23 protein-coding genes are annotated in these 21,449 nt (G+C 72.1%); 8 read left to right on the top strand and 15 right to left on the bottom strand.

Going from position 1 to position 21,449, the window contains the following annotated elements:
- Window positions 1–5: 5 nt before the first annotated feature.
- Both L3i22_RS15810 and L3i22_RS15805 read right to left on the bottom strand, forming a co-directional pair.
- Complete coding sequence (locus L3i22_RS15810) at window positions 6–1,541, bottom strand: amidohydrolase (protein ID WP_221327722.1); 1,536 nt, start codon at window positions 1,539–1,541, stop codon at window positions 6–8.
- Between the two features lie 4 nt (window positions 1,542–1,545).
- Window positions 1,546–2,559, bottom strand: coding sequence for an L-erythro-3,5-diaminohexanoate dehydrogenase (locus L3i22_RS15805; protein ID WP_221327721.1), 1,014 nt, complete (start codon window positions 2,557–2,559; stop codon window positions 1,546–1,548).
- Between the two features lie 135 nt (window positions 2,560–2,694).
- Between L3i22_RS15805 and L3i22_RS15800 the strand changes: the two genes are divergently transcribed.
- A complete protein-coding gene (locus L3i22_RS15800; protein WP_221327720.1) occupies window positions 2,695–4,047 on the top strand; it encodes a KamA family radical SAM protein in 1,353 nt (450 codons plus the stop codon).
- Window positions 4,048–4,183: 136 nt separating this feature from the next.
- Here L3i22_RS15800 and L3i22_RS15795 read toward each other — a convergent pair whose 3' ends face one another.
- Window positions 4,184–4,375 carry a CsbD family protein gene (locus L3i22_RS15795; RefSeq protein WP_221327719.1) on the bottom strand — a complete coding sequence of 64 codons (192 nt, stop codon included), beginning with the start codon at window positions 4,373–4,375 and terminating at the stop codon, window positions 4,184–4,186.
- 153 nt (window positions 4,376–4,528) lie between these two features.
- On the opposite strand from L3i22_RS15795, the gene L3i22_RS15790 reads away from it, so the two are divergent.
- Window positions 4,529–5,251, top strand: a complete 723-nt coding sequence (locus L3i22_RS15790) for a class I SAM-dependent methyltransferase (protein ID WP_255658269.1) — start codon at window positions 4,529–4,531, stop codon at window positions 5,249–5,251.
- Between the two features lie 78 nt (window positions 5,252–5,329).
- On the opposite strand, the gene L3i22_RS15785 is transcribed toward L3i22_RS15790, so the two are convergent.
- The gene (locus L3i22_RS15785) at window positions 5,330–5,614 is read right to left on the bottom strand and encodes a putative quinol monooxygenase (RefSeq protein WP_221327717.1); all 285 of its coding nucleotides are present in this window, start codon (window positions 5,612–5,614) and stop codon (window positions 5,330–5,332) included.
- Window positions 5,615–5,641: 27 nt separating this feature from the next.
- Between L3i22_RS15785 and L3i22_RS15780 the strand changes: the two genes are divergently transcribed.
- Entirely contained in the window at window positions 5,642–6,499 is an 858-nt protein-coding gene (locus L3i22_RS15780; RefSeq protein WP_221327716.1) for an arylamine N-acetyltransferase, read from the top strand.
- Window positions 6,500–6,949: 450 nt separating this feature from the next.
- Entirely contained in the window at window positions 6,950–7,972 is a 1,023-nt protein-coding gene (locus L3i22_RS15775) for a hemerythrin domain-containing protein (RefSeq protein ID WP_221327715.1), read from the top strand.
- A 207-nt stretch (window positions 7,973–8,179) separates the two neighbouring features.
- Here L3i22_RS15775 and L3i22_RS15770 read toward each other — a convergent pair whose 3' ends face one another.
- Window positions 8,180–8,632: a hypothetical protein gene (locus tag L3i22_RS15770; protein ID WP_255658268.1), complete on the bottom strand. Its 453-nt coding sequence runs from the start codon at window positions 8,630–8,632 to the stop codon at window positions 8,180–8,182.
- Between the two features lie 313 nt (window positions 8,633–8,945).
- The gene (locus L3i22_RS15765; RefSeq protein WP_255658267.1) at window positions 8,946–9,872 is read right to left on the bottom strand and encodes a zinc-binding alcohol dehydrogenase family protein; all 927 of its coding nucleotides are present in this window, start codon (window positions 9,870–9,872) and stop codon (window positions 8,946–8,948) included.
- A 123-nt stretch (window positions 9,873–9,995) separates the two neighbouring features.
- Here L3i22_RS15765 and L3i22_RS15760 point away from each other — a divergent pair, with 123 nt between their 5' ends.
- Complete coding sequence (locus L3i22_RS15760) at window positions 9,996–10,592, top strand: TetR/AcrR family transcriptional regulator (protein ID WP_221327713.1); 597 nt, start codon at window positions 9,996–9,998, stop codon at window positions 10,590–10,592.
- Here the strand turns inward: L3i22_RS15760 and L3i22_RS15755 are convergent.
- From L3i22_RS15755 to L3i22_RS15720, 8 genes are all read right to left on the bottom strand, one after another.
- Window positions 10,589–11,482, bottom strand: a complete 894-nt coding sequence (locus tag L3i22_RS15755; protein ID WP_221327712.1) for an aminoglycoside phosphotransferase family protein — start codon at window positions 11,480–11,482, stop codon at window positions 10,589–10,591. The genes L3i22_RS15760 and L3i22_RS15755 overlap by 4 nt on opposite strands.
- 84 nt (window positions 11,483–11,566) lie before the next feature.
- Window positions 11,567–12,364 (bottom strand): alpha/beta hydrolase-fold protein, encoded by a 798-nt coding sequence (locus L3i22_RS15750; protein WP_221327711.1) that lies wholly within the window; start codon window positions 12,362–12,364, stop codon window positions 11,567–11,569.
- Between the two features lie 67 nt (window positions 12,365–12,431).
- On the bottom strand, window positions 12,432–12,587 hold the full coding sequence (locus L3i22_RS15745) for a hypothetical protein (RefSeq protein ID WP_221327710.1): 156 nt from the start codon (window positions 12,585–12,587) through the stop codon (window positions 12,432–12,434).
- Window positions 12,588–12,700: 113 nt separating this feature from the next.
- On the bottom strand, window positions 12,701–13,162 hold the full coding sequence (locus L3i22_RS15740) for an Lrp/AsnC family transcriptional regulator (protein ID WP_221327709.1): 462 nt from the start codon (window positions 13,160–13,162) through the stop codon (window positions 12,701–12,703).
- 34 nt (window positions 13,163–13,196) lie between these two features.
- Window positions 13,197–14,336 (bottom strand): acyl-CoA dehydrogenase family protein, encoded by a 1,140-nt coding sequence (locus tag L3i22_RS15735; protein ID WP_221327708.1) that lies wholly within the window; start codon window positions 14,334–14,336, stop codon window positions 13,197–13,199.
- 76 nt (window positions 14,337–14,412) lie between these two features.
- Window positions 14,413–14,859, bottom strand: coding sequence for a hypothetical protein (locus L3i22_RS15730; protein WP_221327707.1), 447 nt, complete (start codon window positions 14,857–14,859; stop codon window positions 14,413–14,415).
- Window positions 14,860–14,893: 34 nt separating this feature from the next.
- Window positions 14,894–15,544 (bottom strand): response regulator transcription factor, encoded by a 651-nt coding sequence (locus L3i22_RS15725; protein WP_221327706.1) that lies wholly within the window; start codon window positions 15,542–15,544, stop codon window positions 14,894–14,896.
- Window positions 15,541–16,350, bottom strand: coding sequence for a sensor histidine kinase (locus tag L3i22_RS15720; protein ID WP_255658676.1), 810 nt, complete (start codon window positions 16,348–16,350; stop codon window positions 15,541–15,543). The genes L3i22_RS15725 and L3i22_RS15720 overlap by 4 nt, the downstream gene beginning before the upstream one ends.
- A 148-nt stretch (window positions 16,351–16,498) precedes the next feature.
- On the opposite strand from L3i22_RS15720, the gene L3i22_RS15715 reads away from it, so the two are divergent.
- The 3 genes from L3i22_RS15715 (at window position 16,499) to L3i22_RS15705 (ending at window position 20,696) form a co-directional block, all read left to right on the top strand.
- Complete coding sequence (locus L3i22_RS15715; protein WP_221327705.1) at window positions 16,499–17,188, top strand: ABC transporter ATP-binding protein; 690 nt, start codon at window positions 16,499–16,501, stop codon at window positions 17,186–17,188.
- 73 nt (window positions 17,189–17,261) lie between these two features.
- Window positions 17,262–19,598 carry an ABC transporter permease gene (locus tag L3i22_RS15710; protein WP_221327704.1) on the top strand — a complete coding sequence of 779 codons (2,337 nt, stop codon included), beginning with the start codon at window positions 17,262–17,264 and terminating at the stop codon, window positions 19,596–19,598.
- A gap of 69 nt (window positions 19,599–19,667) precedes the next feature.
- Window positions 19,668–20,696, top strand: coding sequence for an aldo/keto reductase family protein (locus L3i22_RS15705; RefSeq protein ID WP_221327703.1), 1,029 nt, complete (start codon window positions 19,668–19,670; stop codon window positions 20,694–20,696).
- Here the strand turns inward: L3i22_RS15705 and L3i22_RS15700 are convergent.
- Complete coding sequence (locus tag L3i22_RS15700; RefSeq protein ID WP_221327702.1) at window positions 20,693–21,439, bottom strand: glycosyltransferase family A protein; 747 nt, start codon at window positions 21,437–21,439, stop codon at window positions 20,693–20,695. The genes L3i22_RS15705 and L3i22_RS15700 overlap by 4 nt on opposite strands.
- Between the last annotated feature and the right edge of the window lie 10 nt (window positions 21,440–21,449).

The raw sequence follows: 21,449 nt of genomic DNA, 5'->3' as shown, positions 1-21,449 counted from the left end.
TCTCCCTAGCTCTCGTAGATCGTGTCGCCGTGCAGCACCGTGCGGCGGCAGACCGGCCGCGCCGGCACCACGCCGTCGATGTCCGGCAGCAGCGCCGGCAGTCCTTCCAGCACCCCGCCCGGGGTGTCCCAGGCGGCGAACGTCGCCGACGCGCCCGGGGCCAGCACGCCGACCCGGCTCACGCCGGCGGCCCGCCACCCGCCGCGGCTGGCGGCCGCGAACGCCGCCCGCACCTTCATCCGGTAGACCGGGTTGCGCGGCGCGGACGCGGCGACCACCACCGACCACGGGTCGAGCGCGGTCACCGGCGCGTCCGAGCCGAACGCCAGCGCCACCCCGGTGGCGTGCATCGCCCCGATCGGGTTGCTGGTCAGGGCCCGGTCGACGCCGAGGCGCTGGGCGTACATCCGGTCGTTGCCGCCCCACAGCGCGTCGAAGACCGGCTGCACCGAGGCGATCACGCCGAACTCGACCATCCGGGCGATCATCGCCTTGTCGATCAGCTCGACGTGCTCGATCCGGTGGTTCCCCTCCCGGATCTTGTCCACGCCGACCTGCTTGGCGGCGAGCGCGAAGCCCTCCAGCACGGTCTCGATGGCGGCGTCGCCGATCGCGTGGAAGCCGCCCTGGAAGCCGACCCGGATGCAGTCGAGCAGGTGCTCGGCGGCCTGCTCGGCGGTCAGGAACGCCTCGCCGCAGCCGTGCTCGCCGTCGTGGTACGGCGCGCGCAGCGACGCGGTCCGCGAGCCGAGCGCGCCGTCCGCGTACAGGTCGCCGGCCGCCCCGGCCGCGCCCAGCTCCCGCGCCTTCTCGGCGCCGCCGAGCTCACCCCAGTAGCCGAAGACCTGCGGCAGCCCCTGCCCGGACAGCGCGAGCACCGACCGGAAGTCGGCCTCGCTGGAGGTGCCCGGCCCGCCGCACTCGTGCACCGCGGCGATCCCCATCGCGGCGGCCCGGCTCAGCGCGGTCCGCTGCGCCGCGGTCCGCTGCGCGTCGGTCAGCGCGCCAAGCGCGACCGCCCGGACCGCGTGGTGCGCGTGCTCGCGCACCCAGCCGGACGGGTGGTGACCGTCGACGCCCTCGGCGGCCGGCAGCAGCGCCGAGCTGACCAGCGCGGAGTGCACCGAGGCCTGGGACAGGTACACCTTGCGGCCCCCGGCGGCCCGGTCCAGCTCGCCCGCGGTCGGCGGGGTCTGGTCGGTCCAGGTCGACTCGTCCCAGCCGTGCCCGTGCACCACGCCGTCGGCCGGGCGGCCGGCCGCGAACGCGGCGACCGCGTCGAGCACCTCGCGGGCCGAGCCGGACCCGGACAGGTCCAGGCCGTCGAACGCCAGGCCGGTGTCGGTGGCGTGCAGGTGCGCGTCGACGAACGCCGGGGTGACCAGCGCGCCCGCCAGGTCGACGGTGCGGTCGGCGGCCGGGGCGTCGGCGGTGTCGCCGAGCCACTCGATGGTCCCGCCGCTGACCAGCATCGCGGTGGCGCGCGGCTCGGCGGCGGAGTAGAAGCGACCGTTGGTGTAGCAGACCTTGGGGTTAGTCATGCGGTCAGTCTCCCGCGATCCGCTTCTCGAACAACGAGCGCACCGCGGGTGTCGTGCGCAGCAGATCGACCGCGAATTCCGCGTGCCCGGGCACGTATCCGTTGCCGACCAGCATGGTCACGTCGGCGGCCAGGCCCTCGGCGCCGAGCGCGGCCGCGGAGAAGCTGGTCGCCATCGAGAAGAAGATCACGGTGCCGCCCGGCTCGGTCGCCAGGATCGCGCCGTGCTCGCAGCCGGGCACGTCCACGCAGACGACCGTGATGTCCGCCGGGCCGGCTTTCCCGGCGACCTCGACCGGGTTCCGGGCATCGGCGATCGCGATCTCATCCGCGACTCCGGCTTGCGCCAGCGCGTCGCGCTCCGCTTCGGAGACGACAATCGCTTTGGTACGGGCCCCCGCGCGCTTGGCGGCCGCGAGGCTCAGCGATCCGCTCTTGCCGGCCCCGCCGAGCACCAGCACGGTCGGGTCCCGATATCTCCGGGCGACCCGGTCGACCAGCGCCGGCGCCCCGCACACGTCGTAGACGGCCAGCGCCAGCTCCGGCGGCAGGTCGTCGGGCAGCACCCCGACGATCGAGCGGCCGAACAGGATCGCCGTCCCGTCCGCCGGGACCTGCTCGGACAATCCGTCCCAGCCCCGCAGCTCGTCGGTGATCCGCAGCGGCGTCAGGGTCAGGCTCACCAGGGTCGCGACCCGGTCGCCGGCCTTGACCGGCAGCGGCGACTCCGGGCCGACCGCCTCGACCACGCCGATCAGCATGCCGCCGGAGCCGGTGACCGGATTGTGCATCTTGCCGCGGGTCCCGACGATCTCCAGCACCTCGGCGCGGATCTTCGCCCCGTCTCCGGCATGTTTCTGCGCGAGCTGCCGATAGCTGGCAGCGTCGAGGTTGAGCCGTTGCACGCGGATGCGCACCTCGTCCGGGCCGATCTCCGGGGAGGCGTCCAGGCGCCAGGCGGCCTGGGGCAGCACCCCGGCCGGTTCGATCACCCGGTGCAGACCCACCGATCCCGCCATCAACAGCCTCCTCACGTTAAACACTCGCCTACAGACGCCGCTCTACCGTAAATCTTCCGTAGCCTGGGTTTCTAGACCGAAGATTCTCCAGTACGTTAGTGCACCTGAACGGATCTTAAACTTCGGGAGGACGCGGTGTCCGAACAGCCATACGAGTACCAGCGGCGTGAGCTGGTCGAGCCGGATTGGACCCGGTTCCCCGGTTGGCGCGACGTCACGCCCGCCCAGTGGCAGTCCGCCCAGTGGCAGCGGGTCAACTGTGTGAAGAACGTGAAACAGCTGCGGGCGGTGCTCGGCGACCTGGTCGACGAGTCGTTCTACGCCGACCTGGAGGCCGACCAGCAGCGCCTGGCCACCATGTCGATGCTGCTCCCGCCGCAGATGCTCAACACGATGGTGCCGCACGAGGTGCCGGACACGGCGTCGTTCTACGCCGACCCGGTCCGCAAGTACATGCTCCCGATCGCCACCGACCGGCGCCTGGACTGGCCGTCGCACCCGAACGCCAGCCGCGACTCACTGCACGAGCACGACATGTGGGTCGCCGAGGGCCTCACCCATCGCTACCCGACCAAGGTCCTCGCCGAACTGCTGTCGACCTGTCCGCAGTACTGCGGGCACTGCACCCGGATGGACCTGGTCGGCAACAGCACGCCCACGGTCCCGAAGCTCAAGCTCCTGCAGAAGCCCGTGGATCGCTACGCGGCCCACCTCGACTATCTGAAGACCCATCCCGGCGTACGGGACGTGGTCGTCTCCGGCGGCGACGTGGCAAACGTCCCGTGGAAGCAGCTCGAGGCGTACCTGATGGGCCTGCTCGCGGTGCCGACCGTGCGGGACATCCGGCTGGCGACCAAAGCCCTGATGGGCCTCCCCCAGCACTGGCTGCAGGACGACGTCGTCGAGGGCATGCACCGGGTCGCCGTCACCGCCCAGCGGCGCGGCGTCAACCTGGCCGTGCACACCCACGTCAACCACGTGAACTCGCTGACCCCGTCGGTCGCCAAGGCGGCCCAGACGCTGCTCGAGATCGGCGTGCGCGACGTGCGCAACCAGGGCGTGCTGATGCGCGGCATCAACGACACCTCGGCCGACCTGCTCGACCTGTGCTTCGGGCTGCAGGGCGAGGCCGGGATCCTGCCGTACTACTTCTACATGTGCGACATGATCCCGAACGCGGAGCACTGGCGCGTGCCGGTCTGGCACGCCCAGCAGCTGCAGCACGACCTGATGGGGTACCTGCCGGGCTACGCGACGCCGCGGATCGTCTGCGACGTGCCGTTCGTCGGCAAGCGCTGGGTGCACATGGTCGCCGAGTACGACCGGGAGCACGGCATCTCGTACTGGACGAAGAACTACCGGACGTCGATCGAGAAGGACGACAGCGAGGCGTTGTCGAAGCTCTACGCCTACTACGACCCGATCGACACGCTGCCCGAGGCCGGCCAGGACTGGTGGCGCAAGCAGCAGGAAGTCGTCGCGGTGTAAGACGAAAGGGGCCCCCGGGTGAGGGGGCCCTTTTCGTGCTGTCTAGCTCAGCTCAGCTTTCGCCTCGCCTGGTTCGGCTTTCGCCCTACCTGGTTCGGCTTTCGCCGTGCCTGGTTCAGCTTTCGCCGTGCCTGGTTCAGCTGAAGGTGTCGCGGACGTCGTGGCCCGCGTCCTTGACGTGCTCACCGGCCTGCTTGGCGTGCGCGGCGGCCTCCTGGGCCTTGCCCTCGGCCTGCAGACGCGGGTTGTCGGTCGCGTCGCCGACGGCCTGCTTCGCCTTGCCGGACAGTTCCTCGGCCTTGTTCTTGACCTTGTCGGTGAAGCTCATCGGTCAACCCTCCGTGCTGCTCGTCGTCGTCCGGCGCCTCGAACCTCGCTCAGCGCCTCGACCATCAAGTGCCCGATCGGCGCGATTCCGAAACAGCGAGTGATCGCACTCGATGTACGGCGAGGTCGTCCGGCGCGGAATATGATCGTGGTCGTGGATGCCCCCTCCGTTGCCGCGACCTCCTTCGGAACGGCTGCCGGCGCCTACGAGCGCGGCCGTCCGCCGTACCCCGAAGACGCCCTTGATTTTCTTCTGCCCGCTGGGCAGCCCCGCGTCCTCGACCTGGGCGCCGGCACCGGGAAACTGACCCGGCAGATCCGGGCCCGCGGCCTCGACGTGATCGCCGTCGACCCGTCCGAGGGCATGCTCGGCGAGCTGCGGCGGGCCGTGCCGGAAGTCTCCGCACGCCAGGGCACCGCGGAACAGATCCCGCTGCCGGACGCGTCGGTCGACGTGGTCCTGGTCGCGCAGGCCTGGCACTGGGTCGACCCGGCGCGCGCCGTGCCGGAGATCGCGCGCGTGCTGACGCCCGGCGGCCGCCTCGGCCTGATCTGGAACCTGCGCGATGAGCGCACCGACTGGGTGCAGCGTCTCGGCACGATCATCGGGCGCGAGGCCCGGCGGGCGACGGTGATGGGGCCGCCGCTCGGCCCGATCACCACGTCGACGTTCGAGTGGGCGCACACGATGCGGCCCGGGGAACTGCTCGACCTGGTCGCCTCGCGCAGCCGGGTGATCCTGCTGCCGGTCGACGAGCGGGCGGCGGTGCTCGCGCAGGTCCGGCAGTTGACGGCTACGCATCCGGCGCTGGTCGGCCGGAGTTCGTACACGTTGCCCTACCTGACCCAGTGCGCCTACGCGGAGTTGCCTGCCTGAGGTTCGGCTCTCTGCCGCCTTGGCCGATCCGCTTTTGCGGCCACGTCCTGCTCACGGCCGCGCCGGCCGGGGTTGCGGTCAGGGGGCTTCGACGGCAGAAATCCGATATTTGTGGACATCTGCTGACAGGAGTGGAGGCAGGTCCAGGTCCGGGCCGCCGGAGTCGCGGAAGGCGAGCAGGTCGTCGTCGGACTCCCAGCGCTCGTAGACCAGGATCCGGCCCGACTCGATCGGATCGGCCGACTGGGTGAAGTCGTGACAGCCCGGAGCCCGCCTGGCCAGCCGCGCCACCCCGGCGACCGCGGTCAGATAGTCGTCGCGATCGTCAGGCGCGACGCGCAGCTCCCCGGCAATGATGATCACGTGGCCTCCGGTCGATAGGGTCCCGGTATGGACGTCGACGGGTATCTTCACCGGCTCGGGCTCTCGTCACTCGCCGGTCAGGCCCCCAGCGTGCCGGGTTTGCACGCGCTGCACACGGCACACGCCGAGCGGGTGCCCTACGAATGCCTGGAAATCTGGCTCGGCCGCCCGACAACCATCGACCCGGCCGACTCCACCCGGCGGATCCTGGCCGGCCGCGGCGGCTACTGCTACCACTTGAACGGGGCGTTCTCGGCGCTGCTGCGAGCGCTCGGATACCAGGTCACCCGGCATGTGGGCGGCGTGCAGGGGAACGCCTCGACCCCGGCCGAGCTCAGCGCCAACCATCTCGTGCTGACCGTCACCGGCCTGCCCGCCCCGGAAGCCCCGGCCGGCGAGTGGCTCGTCGACCTCGGCATGGGCGACGGCCTGCACGGCCCGCTCCCACTGGTCGCCGGCGAGTACCAGCAGGGCCCGTTCCGCTACCGCCTGTCCCCCTCCGACCTGGAGCCCGGCGCCTGGCGCTTCGACCACGACCCGACCGGCTCGTTCCTCGGCATGGACTTCCGCGGCGCGGCCACCGAGATGTCCGCCTTCGAGGCCAAACACGAGCACCTGTCGACCTCCCCGGAGTCCGGCTTCGTCCGGGTCGCCACCGCCGCCCGCCGAGACGCCACCGGCGTAGACCTGATCCGAACCCTGGTCCTGACCCGAATCGGCACCGACCCCGACCGCACCGAACTGACCACCCGAACCGACTATTTCACCGCCATGGCCGACGTCTTCGGCCTCACCTTCACCGACACCACCCCCACCGAACGCGACGCCCTGTGGTCCCGCCTCTCCACAGCCCACGAGAAGTGGCTGGCCCAGCAGCCCACCTGACCCACCCGCACCCCGCAAGCCACCGCCACCGCACCACACCCACCAGCCCGCACCAAGCCCCGCCCGCGCCTCGCCGCACCCAGCCACGCCCCGGCCCGCGGCTGGCGCGGCTGGCGCGGCTGGCGCACCCGCCGCACCCGCCGCACCCGCCGCACCCGGCGCACCCGGCGCACCCGGCGCACCCGCCAGAGCGTGCGCCGCACGTGGCCGCGCCCGCCCCGCGCGGTCGCACCCGGCCCCGGCAACGCCCGCGCCTCGGCGACTCATCGCTCCCCGCCTCACCGGCGCCGGCCAGCGTCACGCTCCTGCCTCGCGGCCGCGGCATAGGTCGTACTAAATCGGATTTGGGGTTTGCCCCGGCGAAAGCCGATGTGATCGGATTGCGGGAGCATCGCGTGTCGGCGGCGGACCACGCCGGGCATGGAGGTGTGGAACCGAAGGACCGCCCAAGTGGCCTCCCCCACCGGCGACCGAGTCGCCGCGCTGAGCAGACAACTAGCCGAAACCCACCAGGAACTGCGCCGGCGCCTGGTTGCCCTACGCAGCCGATCCACCGCAGCCACCCAGGCCCACCCCGACCCGCGCGACAAGGCCACCACCGCCGACCTCCCGCACCCCGATCTGCGCGATCAGACAGCCCCGGCCGACCCAGCGCACCCGGCTCCGCGCGGCAAGACAGCCCCGGCCGACCCAGCGCACCCGGCTCCGCGCGGCAAGACAGCCCCGGCCGACCCAGCGCACCCGGCTCCGCGCGGCAAGACAGCCCCGGCCGACCCAGCGCACCCGGCTCCGCGCGGCAAGACAGCCCCGGCCGACCCAGCGCACCCGGCTCCGCGCGGCAAGACAGCCCCGGCCGACCCAGCGCACCCGGCTCCGCGCGGCAAGACAGCCCCGGCCGACCCAGCGCACCCGGCTCCGCGCGGCAAGACAGCCCCGGCCGACCCAGCGCACCCGGCTCCGCGCGGCAAGACAGCCCCGGCCGACCCAGCGCACCCGGCTCCGCGCGGCAAGACAGCCCCGGCCGACCCAGCGCACCCGGCTCCGCGCGGCAAGACAGCCCCGGCCGACCCAGCGCACCCGGCTCCGCGCGGCGAGACCGCCGCGGCCGACTGGGCGCAGACCGATCTGCGGACGCACTGCCTGGCCTTCTGCAGTGCCCTGACCACGCACCACCAGGGCGAGGACAGCGGCCTGTTCGCCGCCCTGCTGCACGAACGCCCCGACCTGGCGCCGACGATCGACAAGCTGGTCGAGGACCACGGCCTGATCACCGAAATCCTCACCCGCATAGCGGATCTCACCACCTCCGCCCCAGCCGCGATCGCCCCGGAACTGGACGGCCTGGCCGCGATCATGGAGTCCCACTTCCGCTACGAGGAACGCGCCCTGGCCGAAGCCCTGGACGCCGGCGTCCCCGACAACGGCTGGTCCACCCCCGTCCTCCATCTGAAGTCGCCACCCGCCATCACATAGCCAGCCCTCCAAAAGCTGGCAGCCCCCTCCAAAGCGGCTGGCAGCCCCAGCCAAGAGCGGCTGGCAGCCCCAGCCAAGAGCGGCGGCCCCACACCGGCGGGCCGCCGCTCCCCCACTCAACCAAGCGCTGCGGGCGAAAGCCCCGAGCAGGGGACAAAACAGGCAAGGGCAAAGGTGACCGCCGATGCGAGGTGGCCTCGCTCCGGGCTATCCGCGCACGGAAGCCAGGTCCCCGACCGCATCGGCGTAGTAGGTATCGGACAAATGCCCCGCGATCTCACGAATCGTCCACGCGCCCGGTGAGGCCCGATCGAGTTGCTCCTCGGTCAGCGCCCCCAACCGAACCACCCAGATCTGCGCCAACCGGGTCAGCCGGCTCGTCGCCTCCGCCAGGTCCTCCCCGGTGAACGGCGCCAGATCACCCGGCGTGGTGATCGCCGACGCGTGCCAGTGGTCCGGGATCGTCGGCACCCCGGCCAGCCGCGCCTCCACCTCGGCGAGATGATCGATCAGGTGATCGCCGATCCGCCGAATCGCCTTGTGCGGCGTATACACCCGATCGTCGACCGGGATCGGCGTCCCGTCCCACCCGGTCCAGCTCTGCGCGAGGTGCAGAGCGCGAGAAACAGCCTGCTCAATCATGCGGCCCGGTTCCGCCATCGGTCTTCCCTCCCACGTGCGCCATCAACCCGGTCACGCTAGAGCCGCAACACTTCGCCCCACGCCGAACAATCGACCCGCAGCACCTCCCCCGACGGCCGAAGAGCACGAAGCTCCCCGCGGCAAAGCCGAACAGCGAACACCCACGACCCGCACCCGCGCGGCGCAGCACCCGCGCTCTGAACCAGCCCGCGAACACCCACGACCCGAGCGCGGCAGCACCCACCCCCAGCGACGCAAGACCCGCCGCCGGAACAGGACCTCGGGGAACCCCGGGTACGGGCGCAGCGATGCAGACTCCGCGAACCGCAAGTCATGGGCGGAGCAGAAGCCGCCCACTGTGGGCGCGCTCCTCCATCAACTTGTGAGCCGTTGCCGCCTCCGCCAGCGGCAATTCAGCATGCACTCTGGTCCGAAGTCGTCCGGCCGCGAACAGATTCGCCACCTCGTCCATCTCCTGGCGGGCCACATCCGGGGCCGCCCGGCGCCAGGCGGTCAGGTTGAAACCAGAGATGGTCCGCAGCGCAAACAGCGAACCGACCGGCACCTCACCCGGATCGCCGGACGCCGCGCCGTAGGCCACCGCCCTACCGAACGGCGCCAGCAACGCCACGCCCTCCCGCATCAGCACCCCACCGGCCGCGTCCAGCACGACATCGACGCCCGCCGGCAGCGCCTCCCGCACTCGCCCTGCCCAACCCGGCACGGCATAGTCCACCGCCAGGTCAGCACCGAGCGAGCGAACGAAATCCCCCTTGTCACCCGAGGTCGCCCCGATCACGACACCGGCGCCGAGGACCCGCGCGAGCTGCACGATCAGGTGCCCGATCCCTCCGGCCGCGGAATGCACCAGAACACTTTCGCCGCGTCGCAGACCCGCGGACCGCAGCACCCGCAGCGCCACCGGAGCGGCCATCGGCAGCATCACCGCATCAGCCGCACTCAGCCCGGCCGGGACGTCGGCCAGCCAGCGCGCCTCCGCGACAACGAACTCCGCATAAGCATCCTCGGCCAGAGCCGCCACCCGGCGGCCGGCGAGCCCCGGATCCACCCCCGGCCCCACCTCGACGACGATCCCGGCGACGTCGCCGGTGGGGCGACCCGGCAACGGCCGACGAAAGATCCCCTCACCGCCACGACGGAACCGGGTGTCGACGAAGTTGACCCCGATCGCCTCCGCCCGGATCAGCACCTGGCCCTCGCCCGGAGCCGGACGCTCGGCCTCCTCGACGGTCAGCACCTCCGGGCCGCCGAACTCCTGATATCGCACTCGCCGCACGTGCCCTCCCCCCGCTAAACTGACCGGCAGTCCACTTGACTCCGACGTTACTGGACCGCCGGTCAACTTGTCGAGAGAGATGCCATGCCACGATCCGAAGGCCTCCGCGCCGACGCCGCCCGCAACCGAACCGCCCTGCTCCGGGCCGTCGAGGAGCTGTTGGCCCACCACCACCCGGCACAGATCTCCATGGATCTGGTGGCGACCACCGCCGGCGTCGGCAAAGGCACCGTGTTCCACCGCTTCGGCAGCCGCGACGGGCTGATGCTGGCCCTCGTCCAGGAGCGCGCCCACGACCTCGGCGTGGCGATCGCCGACGGGCCACCCCCACTCGGGCCCGGCGCCCCCGCGCGCGCCCGGCTGCTCGCCTTCCTCAGCGCGATCGTCGACCTGGTCTCCCGCAACAAGGGCCTGCTCGCGGCGCTCGGCACCACCATCGCGACACCGGCTGACCAGGGGCCACGCGAGGAACATCCGGTCTACCGCGCCTGGCACGGCCACATCGCCGCGCTGGCCGGGCAGGAACGCCCCGACCTCGACGCCGACATGCTCGCCCACGTGCTGCTCGCCTCGGTGCACAGCGAGCCCGTTCTCGGCGTGCTCGCCAGCGGCGCGGGCGACCGCCTCGACCGCACGCTGCGTGACCTGGTCACGGCGCTGATCCCGGACGATGGGCGCTAGTCGCGGAGCAACGCGGCCACGACTCGCGAACAGCGGACGGGATCGATGGTCAGACCGCGCTCCAGGCCCCACAGCCAGTAATCGACACAGCGGGTCACGGCCCAGCCCACAGCCAGGCCGGGATCCAGCCCGGCGGCGTCGACCAGAAGGTCACACAGCCGGCGGATCTCGGCCGCCGAATGAAGCTCGTCCACTCGACTCCACAGCAGCTCGGGAACGGAATACTCCGGTGGACCGGACAACGGACGCGGATCAATGGCGAGCCACGGATATCGAATTCCGGCGAGAATGTTTCCGTAGTGCAGATCCGCGTGGAGCAAAACATTCTCTCCGGCGCCGGGCAGGTCCACCGCGTACTCCAAAGCCTGGGAGAACCAGCGGCCCGGAACCGGATCGCCCAGCCTTCGATGGCGCTCGGGCAGGGTCGTCGCGATGTCCGGCAACGCCGGCACCTCGGGCGGCGGCGGAATCGCCAGCAGGCGGAGGAGACCGCCGGCGATGACCGCCGCCTCCCGCACCGGGAGCGCGTGCAGCGTCCGCGTGTGGTCGAGCCGCTCCAGCAGCACCGCGCCCGGCTCGGATTCCAGCAGCTCAACGGTGCCACGACCACGCCACGCACGCAGGCCGGCCGCCTCCCGCGCGGTCGCCGGGTCCTGCGGCGCGCTCAGTTTCAGCGCCAGCGGACGGTCGTCGCGGGTCACCATCAGGACCAGGGCCTGCCCGCCGTGCCGGGGCGCGGCCTCGTCGAGGGTCAGGCGCCACCGGGCGAGGAGACGCTCGACGTGGGCGGGCAGGGCGGCGACCCACGCACGGCCGCTGACCCCGTCCAGGTGGGCCCGCCACCGGGCGAATTCTTCCGGTACGACCACCCGGCTCCCGCTGTCATTCATACATCGCACGCTATCCGAGCCGGGACGCCATCCGCCTCCGCATTCCGACCGGGGCCGAAAGTACGGGGCGATTCCCGTCCCCGATCACGCCGGACTCGGTGTTACCCCGCTCAATCGGGCGGCGATGAACGCGAAAGCCGCCGGAATCGCCGTACTCCAATAATCGAAGTTATGTTTTCCCGGTCCGAATGTTCCGGCCATCGGCTCGTCGGGCAACTCCCGGCGCAGCGCACGGACGTTTCCGAACAGCGGATCCGACCGGCCGCACCACAGCCCGACCGGCGTGCCCGCCAGCCGATCCGCGTCGCGGAACACCGCGTCCCCGGGCGCCACCGCCGGCGAGAACGCCGCCACCACCCGCACGAACCGCGGAAACGCCTCGGCCAGCAACAACGAGCCGTAACCGCCCATCGACCAGCCCCACGCCGCCAGCCGCCCGGTGTCGTAGCCGCGCGCCGCGCACCACACCGGCAACTCCTCGTGCAGCATCCGCTGCGGGTCGTCCCGGCCGTCCGGCTGCCAGGCGAGCCGGTCCCCGGTCGCCCCGGCCAGCACGAACGGCGCCGCGCCCCGGTTCACCGCGTCGGTCAGGAACCGGCCCAGCCCGAGCCCCTCGAAGTCGGCCGGCCGCTTCGAACCGCCGTGCAGCACCAGACAGACCGGCAGCCCCGAGCCGTCGCCGTGCCCGGCCGGCACCGCCGTGTAGAAGTCGACAGTGGTCCCCCGCGCCTTCGAATACCGCAGCTCACAGCGTTCCGGGCCGGGCGGCACCGAGGGCACGGCCAGCGGGACGACGACGGGGCGGGTGGACTCGTAGGCCCAGGCGCCGGCCGCCGCCGAGGCCGCCACCACGGACGCGGCCAGCAGGGTACGTCGTCGCATGTCGTCCGCCCTTCGCTCGTGTCGTCAGGACAACGCGCGCCCGGCGGACCCGACACGGGTCCGGATGTCAGTCCACGGCGGCCCGCGGGGTCCACGAGGTGCGACGGGGATGTCCGGGGCGGGCGGCCGGGATAGCGAGGTCGAGCCGGGCGAGCAGGTCGTTCCCGCCGGCCGCCCAGTCCCGTGTCAGCCTGCTGTGCAGGTCACCGTCGCTCGCGTCCATGCGTTCCAGCTTGCCAGTCTCGGAGTGCCCAGGCACACCATGGCTTAGGCGTCCTAGGAGGCTAGGTCAAAAGAAGACCCGCAACACCATGGGGTACGGACCGAGCGAAGGAACTATTCGTCGTCGGCAGACGCCGCGATCCGCGGCGGCCGGTTCTCATACGGCGTCGACAGCACCACCGTCGTCCGCGTCGTCACGTTCGCCGCCGTCCGGATGTCCTGCAGCAACCGCTCCAGGTCAGCCGGGCTCTTCACCCGCACCAGCAGCATGTAGAAGTCCTCCCCCGCCACCGAGTAGCAGGAGTCGATCTCGGTGAGATGCGCCAGCCGCTCCGGCGCGTCGTCCGGCTGGGACGGGTCGAACGGCCGGATCGCCACGAACGCGGTCAACGGCAGATGCAACGCCTCGTAGGAAACTTTCGCCGTGTACCCCGCGATCACACCGCGCTGTTCCAGCCGGCGGACCCGCTGGTGCACGGCGGAAACACTGAGGCCCACCCGTTCGGCCAGGTCGGTGTACGACAGCCGCCCGTCCACGGTGAGCGCTGACACGATCGCCCGGTCGATCTCTTCCACGCGGTAAGAGTAACGACCGGGCAACCGATTGCTGTCAGCCGGTCAGCGAGCGGGCGATCACCATCCGCTGGATCTGGTTGGTGCCCTCGACGATCTGCAGCATCTTGGCCTCGCGGAACCAGCGCTCGACCGGGTGATCCGCGACGTACCCGTACCCGCCGAGCACCTGCACCGCGTCCGTGGTCACGCGCATCGCGGCATCGGTGGCGAAAAGTTTCGCCTTCGCCGCCTCGATCGAGAACGGCCGGCCGGCGTCCTTCAGGCGGGCCGCCGCGAGCAGCAGCGCCCGGGCCGCCGAGACCTGGGTGGCCATGTCGGCGAGCATGAAGCCGACGCCCTGGAACCGCCCGATCGGCTGGCCGAACTGCTCACGCTCACGCGCGTAGGCGACCGCATAGCCGGTCGCCGCCTGGGCCAGTCCGACCGCGCACGCCGCGATACCCAGCCGCCCGGCGTCGAGCGCCTTCATCGCGATGGCGAAGCCCTGGCCTTCGTCGCCGACCAGGCGATCGTGCGGAATCCGCGCGTTGTCCAGGACGATCTGCGCCGGCGCCGCGGACCGCATGCCCATCAGCCGCTCGCGCGCCTGCGGCAGCAGCCCGGGCGTGTTCGCATCCGCGATCAGGCAGGAAATTCCCTTCGCGCCGGGCGCGCCGGTGCGGACGAAGAGGTTGTAGAAATCCGCCGAGCCGCCGTGCGTGATCCATGCCTTCGTGCCGTTGACCAGCCAGTCCTCACCGTCCGGCACGGCGCGGGTGGTCAGGTTCGCCGCGTCCGAGCCACCCTGCGGCTCGGAGAGGCAGTAGGCGCCGAGCAGGTCACCGCCGAGCATCTCCGGCAACGCCTTGCGCTGCCGCTCACTGCCGTAGGCCGCGACCGGGAAACAGGACAGGGTGTGCACGCTGACCGCCTCGGCGATCCCCAACCAGGTTCCGGCGAGAATTTCCAGGACCTGCAAATAGATTTCGTACGGCTGTCCGGCGCCACCGTCGCTTTCCGCATACGGCAACCCGAGCAGCCCGGAGCGGCCTATCGTACGCAGGACCTCTCTCGGGAACTCGCCGCGCGCCTCGTAGTCGTCGACCTTGCCGGCCAGCTCACGGGTGGCGAGCTCACTGGTGAGGTCGAGCAGGTCATGTGCCTCAGGGGTGGGAAGCAGTCGATCGACGGTCACCCCGTCAGCTTAACGCTCGTTCAACTCCCGGGACACCCAGCTCACCTCCCCACCCGCTTTCCTGGCACGCGCCCGATCATCGGACCAGAACCGCCCGCAGCCGCTTCGCCTCGGCCGTCAGCCGGGCTCCCCCGCGCACCGAGGCCAGCTCGGGAAGGTCATCGTGAGCGCCGACCGCGACCGCCACCCGGGTGCCGAGCTCGAGGACGCCCGGCAGTCCGCGCGGCCGAAGCGGAATCAGCGTGGGCAGTGCGGCGAGCAGCAGCTCCCACACGGCCCGGGACGCTCCGGCCCGGTGCGCGTCACTCAGCGGAACCGCCACCCGACCCAGTTTCACCAGGTCATGAGCGACCAGGTCAGCGAGGTCACGACCGACCTCGGCCGCGAACGGGGTGGGCCGGGCGGCCAGGATCAGGAACGCGACCCGCTCGGGCTCGGCGGCCGCGCACAGCATGTCCCGCACCCCGTCGGCGTCACCGCCGCGGGCCCGCTCGTCGAGCACGTCCCAGTCCAGGCTTCCCATGGCTCAGGAACCTAGACGAGGGGTCCGACAAAACTCAGGAACCCGGGGTGACCAGGCCGGTCTCGTAGGCCAGGACGACCGCCTGGGCCCGGTCGCGCAGCTCCAGCTTCGCGAAGATGCGGGCCACGTGGGTCTTCACGGTCGCCTCGCTCAGCGTCAGGGTCTCGGCCAGCTCGGCGTTCGACAGCCCGCGCCCGAGCAGCGTCAGCACCTCCAGCTCGCGCGGGGTGAGCGGGGACAGGTCGCGGTGCACGGCCGGCTCCGCGGTGGCGAACCGCTGCACCAGCCGCCGGGTGATCGACGGCGAGAGCAGCGCGTCCCCGGTCCCGATCAGGCGGACCGCGGCGGCCAGGTGGTCGGCGGTGACGTCCTTGAGGAGGAAGCCGCTGGCGCCCAGGGCGAGCGCCGAGTACACGTACCGGTCCAGGTCGAAGGTGGTGAGCATGAGCACCTTGCACCGGGTGCCGCGGGCCAGGATCCGCCGGGTCGCCTCGAGGCCGTCCATGGCCGGCATCCGGATGTCCATCAGCACGACGTCGGGCCGCAGCCGGCGTTCCGCGTCGACCGCCTCGGCGCCGTCGGCCGCCTCGCCGATCACGTCGATGCCGCGGGCGGTCAGGATCAGCCGGAATCCGGCTCGGATGAGCTCCTGGTCGTCGACGATCAGGACGCGCGGCGACGTCATGGCCCCTCCACGGGAATCCTGGCACGGACGCGGAACCCACCGCCCAGGCGGCGGCGGGCGTCCAGGTCACCGCCGTACAGCGAAACTCGCTGCCGCAAGCCGAGCAGACCGCGACCGGCGCCGGAGCCCTCCCCGTCGCCGCTTCGCGGCAGGGCATTTCCGGTCAGCACGCTGGGGCCGGTGGTCAGCACCTCGACCCGCAGCGCGTGCTCCGCGTAGCGGATGGTCACCTCGGCCTTGCCGCCGGAGCCGTGCTTCAGCGCGTTGGTCAGCGCCTCCTGGACGATGCGATAGGCGGTGACGTCGATGCCGGACGGCAGCGGGCGCGGCTCGCCGGCGATCCGCACCTCGACCGGCAGGCCGGCGAACGCGATCCGGTCGACGAGCGGGCCGAGGCTGCGCAACGTGGGCTGCGGCGCGAGATCAGCATCGGTCTCGCCGCCCTCGGCGCGCGGCGCGAGCAGGCCCAGCAGGTGCCGCAGCTCGGTCATCGTGGTGCGGCCGGCCTTCTCCACCTCGGCCAGCGCGGAGTCCGCCGTGGCCGGCAGCGTGGCCATCACCTCGCGCGCGGCGGCGGTCTGCACGATCATCACGCTGACGTTGTGACTGACGATGTCGTGCAGCTCCCGGGCGATCCGCGCGCGTTCCTCACCGACCGCCGAGCGGGCCGCGATCTCCCGCTCCCGCTCCAGCAGCCAGCCGCGCTCGCCCAGGTCACGGGCGTGCCGGCGGCGGACGCGGACCAGCGCGACCCATAGGCCGGCGGCGATGGCGCAGGCCACCGCCAGCGCGCTCGACAGCCACACCGTTCCCACCCGTCACACCTTGGCAGACGGCGGCCACCGGCACATCATCCCGGGCGCCTACGGCGCCTACATCTCCAGGACTACGGCGCGAGGATGTCAGACCACGGTCCGATGCCTTTCCGGTACGACGTTTGTAGCGTTCCGTGCCATGACGAGTGAGACGGTGGTGCGCCTCGGCGGCGTACGCAAGGAGTACGGGGAGACCGTCGCGCTGGACGGGGTGTCCCTGGAGATCCGGCCCGGCGAGGCGGTGGCCGTGATGGGCCCGTCCGGGTGCGGGAAGTCCACGTTGCTCAACATGATCGCCGGGCTGGACCGGCCGACCGCCGGCACGATCGAGGTGCACGGCGAGCGCGTCGACGAGATGAACGAGACCCGGCTGGCGCTGTTCCGCCGCCACCACCTCGGGATGATCTTCCAGTTCTTCAACCTGCTGGACGACCTGCCCGCGCTGGACAACGTGGCCCTGGCCGCCCAGCTGACCGGCAGCAAGGCCGGCCCGGCCCGCAAACGGGCCCTGGAGCTGCTCGACGAGCTGGGCATCGCCGACCGCCGCAACATGTACCCGGCCGTCCTCAGTGGCGGCGAGCGGCAGCGGGTCGCGGTGGCCCGGGCGCTGATGAACCGGCCGGCGCTGCTGCTCGCCGACGAGCCCACCGGCGCGCTCGACTCGAAGGCCGGCGAGCAGGTGATGGACCTGCTGCTGGATCTGAACCAGATCGGTCAGACGCTGCTGATCGTCACGCACGACGAGCGGCTGGCGCACCGCTGCGCGAGCCGCCTGATCGAGATGAGCGACGGCCGGGTGGCCCGCGAGTCCACGCTGGAGAGACTATGAACGACCGAAGGGAGTTCATCATCGAGCTCAGTCCTTCACGTCATGATGACGCGGAGCGAAGCGGAGCGTCGTCATGACGGCCGTGTGGCGGGCGGCTCGGGCCGCGATCCGCCGGCGCAAGCTGCAGACCTTCGTGATCGCCCTGGTGGCGCTCTTCTGCACGGCCACCGGGGTGGTCTCGCTCGCCCTGCTGGACGCCGCGTCCGCGCCGTTCGACCGCGCGTTCGAGACGCAGCGGGGCGCGCACTCGGTGGCCACGTTCGACCCGGCGAAGGTCACCGACGCCCAGCTGTCCGGCGCGACCGCCGGGGTGACCGCGTTGAACGGGCCGTTCCCGCAGGTCGTGGTCGAGGCCGAGGAGCAGGACGACCTCTTCCTCGCCGGCGGCCCGCTGACCGTGGTGGGTCGCGCCGACCCGGGCGGGGCCGTCGACCGGCTGGACGTCTGGCGGGGCCGCTGGGCCACCGCGCCGGGCGAGGTGGTGCTGGCCTCCGCGCCGCACCCGGACGACTTCGACAGCGGGCCGCTCGCCCGGACCACCACGCTCACCGTGCACGGGACCCGGCTCACCGTGGTCGGCTGGGCGTTCAGCATCAGCGGCTCGGCCGACGCCTGGGTCGCCCCGGCGCAGATGACCGCGATGCGTCCGGCCGCGACCCAGATGCTCTACCGGTTCGCGGGTGACGTCTCGTCGAAGGAGGCGGTGGCGGCGCGACTCGCCGGGGTGACCACGGGGCTCCCCGGCGGCGCGCTCGTCGCCGCCCAGCCGTACCTGGTCCTCAAGGACAAGGCGGCCGCCGAGCCCGGGACGTACCTGCCGTTCCTCGGCACGTTCGGGGTGCTGGGCCTGCTGGTGGCCGTGATCATCGTGGGCAACGTGGTGAGCGGCGCGGTGGTCTCCGGCGTCCGGCACATCGGGGTGCTCAAGGCGATCGGGTTCACCCCGCGCCAGGTCGTCACGGTGTACCTGACCATGGTGACCGTCCCGGCGGTGATCGGCGCGGTGCCGGGCACGGTGCTCGGGGCGTTCGCGGCCCAGCCGATGCTCGGCGACACGTTCCGCGGCCTGGGGTTCGGCCAGGACACCGGGACCCGGCCCTGGGTGTGGGCCGCCGGGCTGATCGGCCTGCCGGTGATCGTGGTGCTGGCCGCGCTGCTGCCGGCCCGCCGCGCCCACCGGCTCTCCGCCGCCGAGGCGATCTCGGCCGGCACCACCCAGCGGCCGGGCCGCGGCCTGCGGGCGCAGCGGGCGCTGACCGGCTCCCGGCTGCCGCGGTCGGTCAGCCTCGGGCTCGGCCTGCCGTTCGCCCGGCCCGGGCGGACCGCGCTGACCATGGCCACGCTGCTGCTCGGCGTCCTGACGGTGACCTTCGCGAGCGGGCTGTCCGGCTCGGTCGTGCGGGTCGCCGAGATCGGTAACCGCTCCGGCGGCGACATCGGGGTGCGGCCGACCTCGCCGCAGATCGGACCGACCAGCACCCGCGGCGAGACCGGGATCGAGGCGATGTTGCGCGGGCTGCCCGGCACCGCCCGGGTCGCGGTGTTCTACGGGGTGTCGGTCTCGGTCGCCGGGCTGAGCGAGCCGATTCCGATCAATTTCGGTCGCGGCGACGTCGCGGCGATGGGCTACGAGGCCCAGCTCCTGGACGGGCACTGGATCACCGGGCCGGACGAGGTGGTGGCGCCGACCCAGCTGATGACCCGGCGCGGCCTCAAGCTCGGCGACCGGCTCACCGTCGAGCTCGGCGGCGCCCGCACGACGTTCACCCTGGTCGGCGAGACGGTTCGGGGCGTGCCCGGCCCGGAGGGGCTGTTCGCCGAGCGGGCGGCGCTCACCCGGCTCGACCCCGGCCGCAAGCTCGTCCCGGAGAACTTCTTCTACCAGGTGCAGGCGGTCGAGGGGACCGACCTGAACGCGTACGCCGCCGCGGTCCGGACCGCCGACCCGGGGCTGTTCGCCTGGAACAACACCGGCGGCAACGACCTCACGACCGTCGTGCGCGGGTTCTCCACCGTCCTGTCGATCCTGCTGGCCGTGGTCACCGCGCTCGGCGTGCTGAACACGGTCGCGCTGAACGTCTTCGACCGGCGCCGCGACCTGGGCATGCTCAAGTCGATCGGGATGACCCCACGGCAGGTGGTGACCATGATGGTGACCTCGGTGGCCGCGCTCGGGGTGATCGGCGGCCTGATCGGAATCCCGCTGGGGATGGTGGCCCACCACTTCGTCGTGCCGCTCGCGGCGAAGGCCAGCAGCATCCGGCTGCCGGCCGAGGTGATGCAGGTCTGGCGGCCGGGGATGCTCGCGCTGCTGGTGCTCACCGGGGTGCTGATCGCGGTGCTCGGGGCGCTGCTGCCGGCCCGGTCGGCGGCCCGGCTGACGATCGCCCAGGTGCTGCACAACGAGTGACGAGTCGCCCGGCCGCCCGGCAGAAACCGGGCAGCCGGGCGACGCCCATGACCAAATAGGGTGAAACGTATGGATCACCGACGCCTGGGGCGCAGCGGCCTCTACCTCAGTGAGATCACGTACGGAAACTGGCTGACCCATGGTGAGTCGGTGGGGCGCGACTCGGCCATGACGTGCATCCGGGCCGCGCTGGACGCCGGGATCTCCACGTTCGACACCGCCGACGTCTACGCGCTCGGCGCGGCCGAGGAGCTCCTCGGTGAGGCGCTGCGCCCGGTCCGCCGCTCGTCGGTGGAGATCGCCACGAAGGTGTGCCTGCCGACCGGCGACGGCCCGAACGACCGGGGCCTGTCCCGCAAGCACGTCATGGAATCGTGTCACGCCTCGCTGCGCCGGCTCGGCACCGACTACGTCGACCTCTACCAGGCGCACCGCTTCGACGAGCGGACGCCGCTCGACGAGACGCTGATCGCCTTCGACGACCTCGTACGTCAGGGCAAGGTCCTCTATCTGGGCGTCTCCGAATGGACCGCGCCGCAGATCCGGGCCGCCCTCGACCTCGCCGCGGGGATGGGCCTGCGCAGCCGGATCGTCGCCAACCAGCCGCAGTACAACATGCTCTGGCGGGTCATCGAGCCGGAGGTCCTGCCGCTCTGCCGGGACGAGGGCCTCGGGCAGATCGTCTTCCAGCCGCTCGCCCAGGGCGTGCTGACCGGCAAGTACCTGCCCGGGCAGCCCCCGCCGGAAGGTTCGCGCGCCTCCAGCGGCGGCCGGGCGCCCCGGTTCATCCGCCGGGTGCTCGGCGACGAGCTGCTCGAACGCGTTCAGCAGCTGCGGCCGCTCGCCGACGAGGCCGGGTTGTCGATGGCCCAGCTGGCGATCGCCTGGACCCTGCGGCAGGACGGCGTCAGCTCGGCGATCATCGGCGCGACCCGCCCGGAGCAGGTCACCGAGAACGCCGCCGCGGCCGGCGTCCGCCTGTCCGACGACCTGCTCGTCAAGATCGACGCGGTGCTCGGCGACCTGGTCGACCGCGACCCCGCCAAGACCGCCCAGATGATGGCGGTGAAGGAGAACTGGGGCCGGGCGGCGGCCTAATCGCCGGCGACGGAGACGCTGAGGCGGCGCAGCGCGGCGATGCGCTGGCGGATCAGCGCCATCGACTCGTCCTGCAGCCGGGACCAGCCAGCCTGGCCGGTGATCTGGCCCGGGTGCCGCCGGTACAACCAGGTGATCTCCGGCGGCAGGTAACCCGGCGTCGTCTCGCCCAGCGCCACCACCAGCGCCAGGTCCCCGCCGCGCGCGGTGGCCACCCAGCCGCCGAACGCCCGGACGGTGTCGGTGCGCGCGGTCAGCCCGGCACACGGCGCCGCGGGTTTCCCGCTGTCCAGGACCAGCTGGGTCAGCACACCCGGCTCGATCACCCCGGGCTCCAGCGGCGCCGGGAACGACACCCGGGTCAGGTCCGGCAGCAGGTCGTACGCCTGCGAACTGACCCAGTGGATGCGCGGATGGGCGCCGAACGCCGCGATCGCCGTGCGCAACGCGCCCGGCAGCAGCAGGTCGTCGGAGTCGAGCACGTGCACCAGCGAGCCGTTCGCCCGGGCCAGGGCCACGTTGCGCGCGATGTTGACGCCCAGCGTCTCGCCGTTGGCCTGGTAGCGGGCGAACGGGAACCGCCGGGGCACGGCGGCCAACTCCGACGCCGGGCCGTCCTCCTGGACCAGCCACTCCAGCTCCCACCCGGCCGGCAGGTCCTGCGCGGCGAGGCTCTCGCCCGCCTCGGCGAGGAACTCCGCCCGGTCCGCGTGCACCGGGGTGAGGACGGAGATCAGCGGCATGAGGCACCTT

Origin of the sequence: Actinoplanes sp. L3-i22 (genome assembly GCF_019704555.1) — a bacterium.
Classification (GTDB): Bacteria; Actinomycetota; Actinomycetes; order Mycobacteriales; family Micromonosporaceae; genus Actinoplanes.
This window is presented reverse-complemented; position numbering and strand designations above follow the sequence as displayed.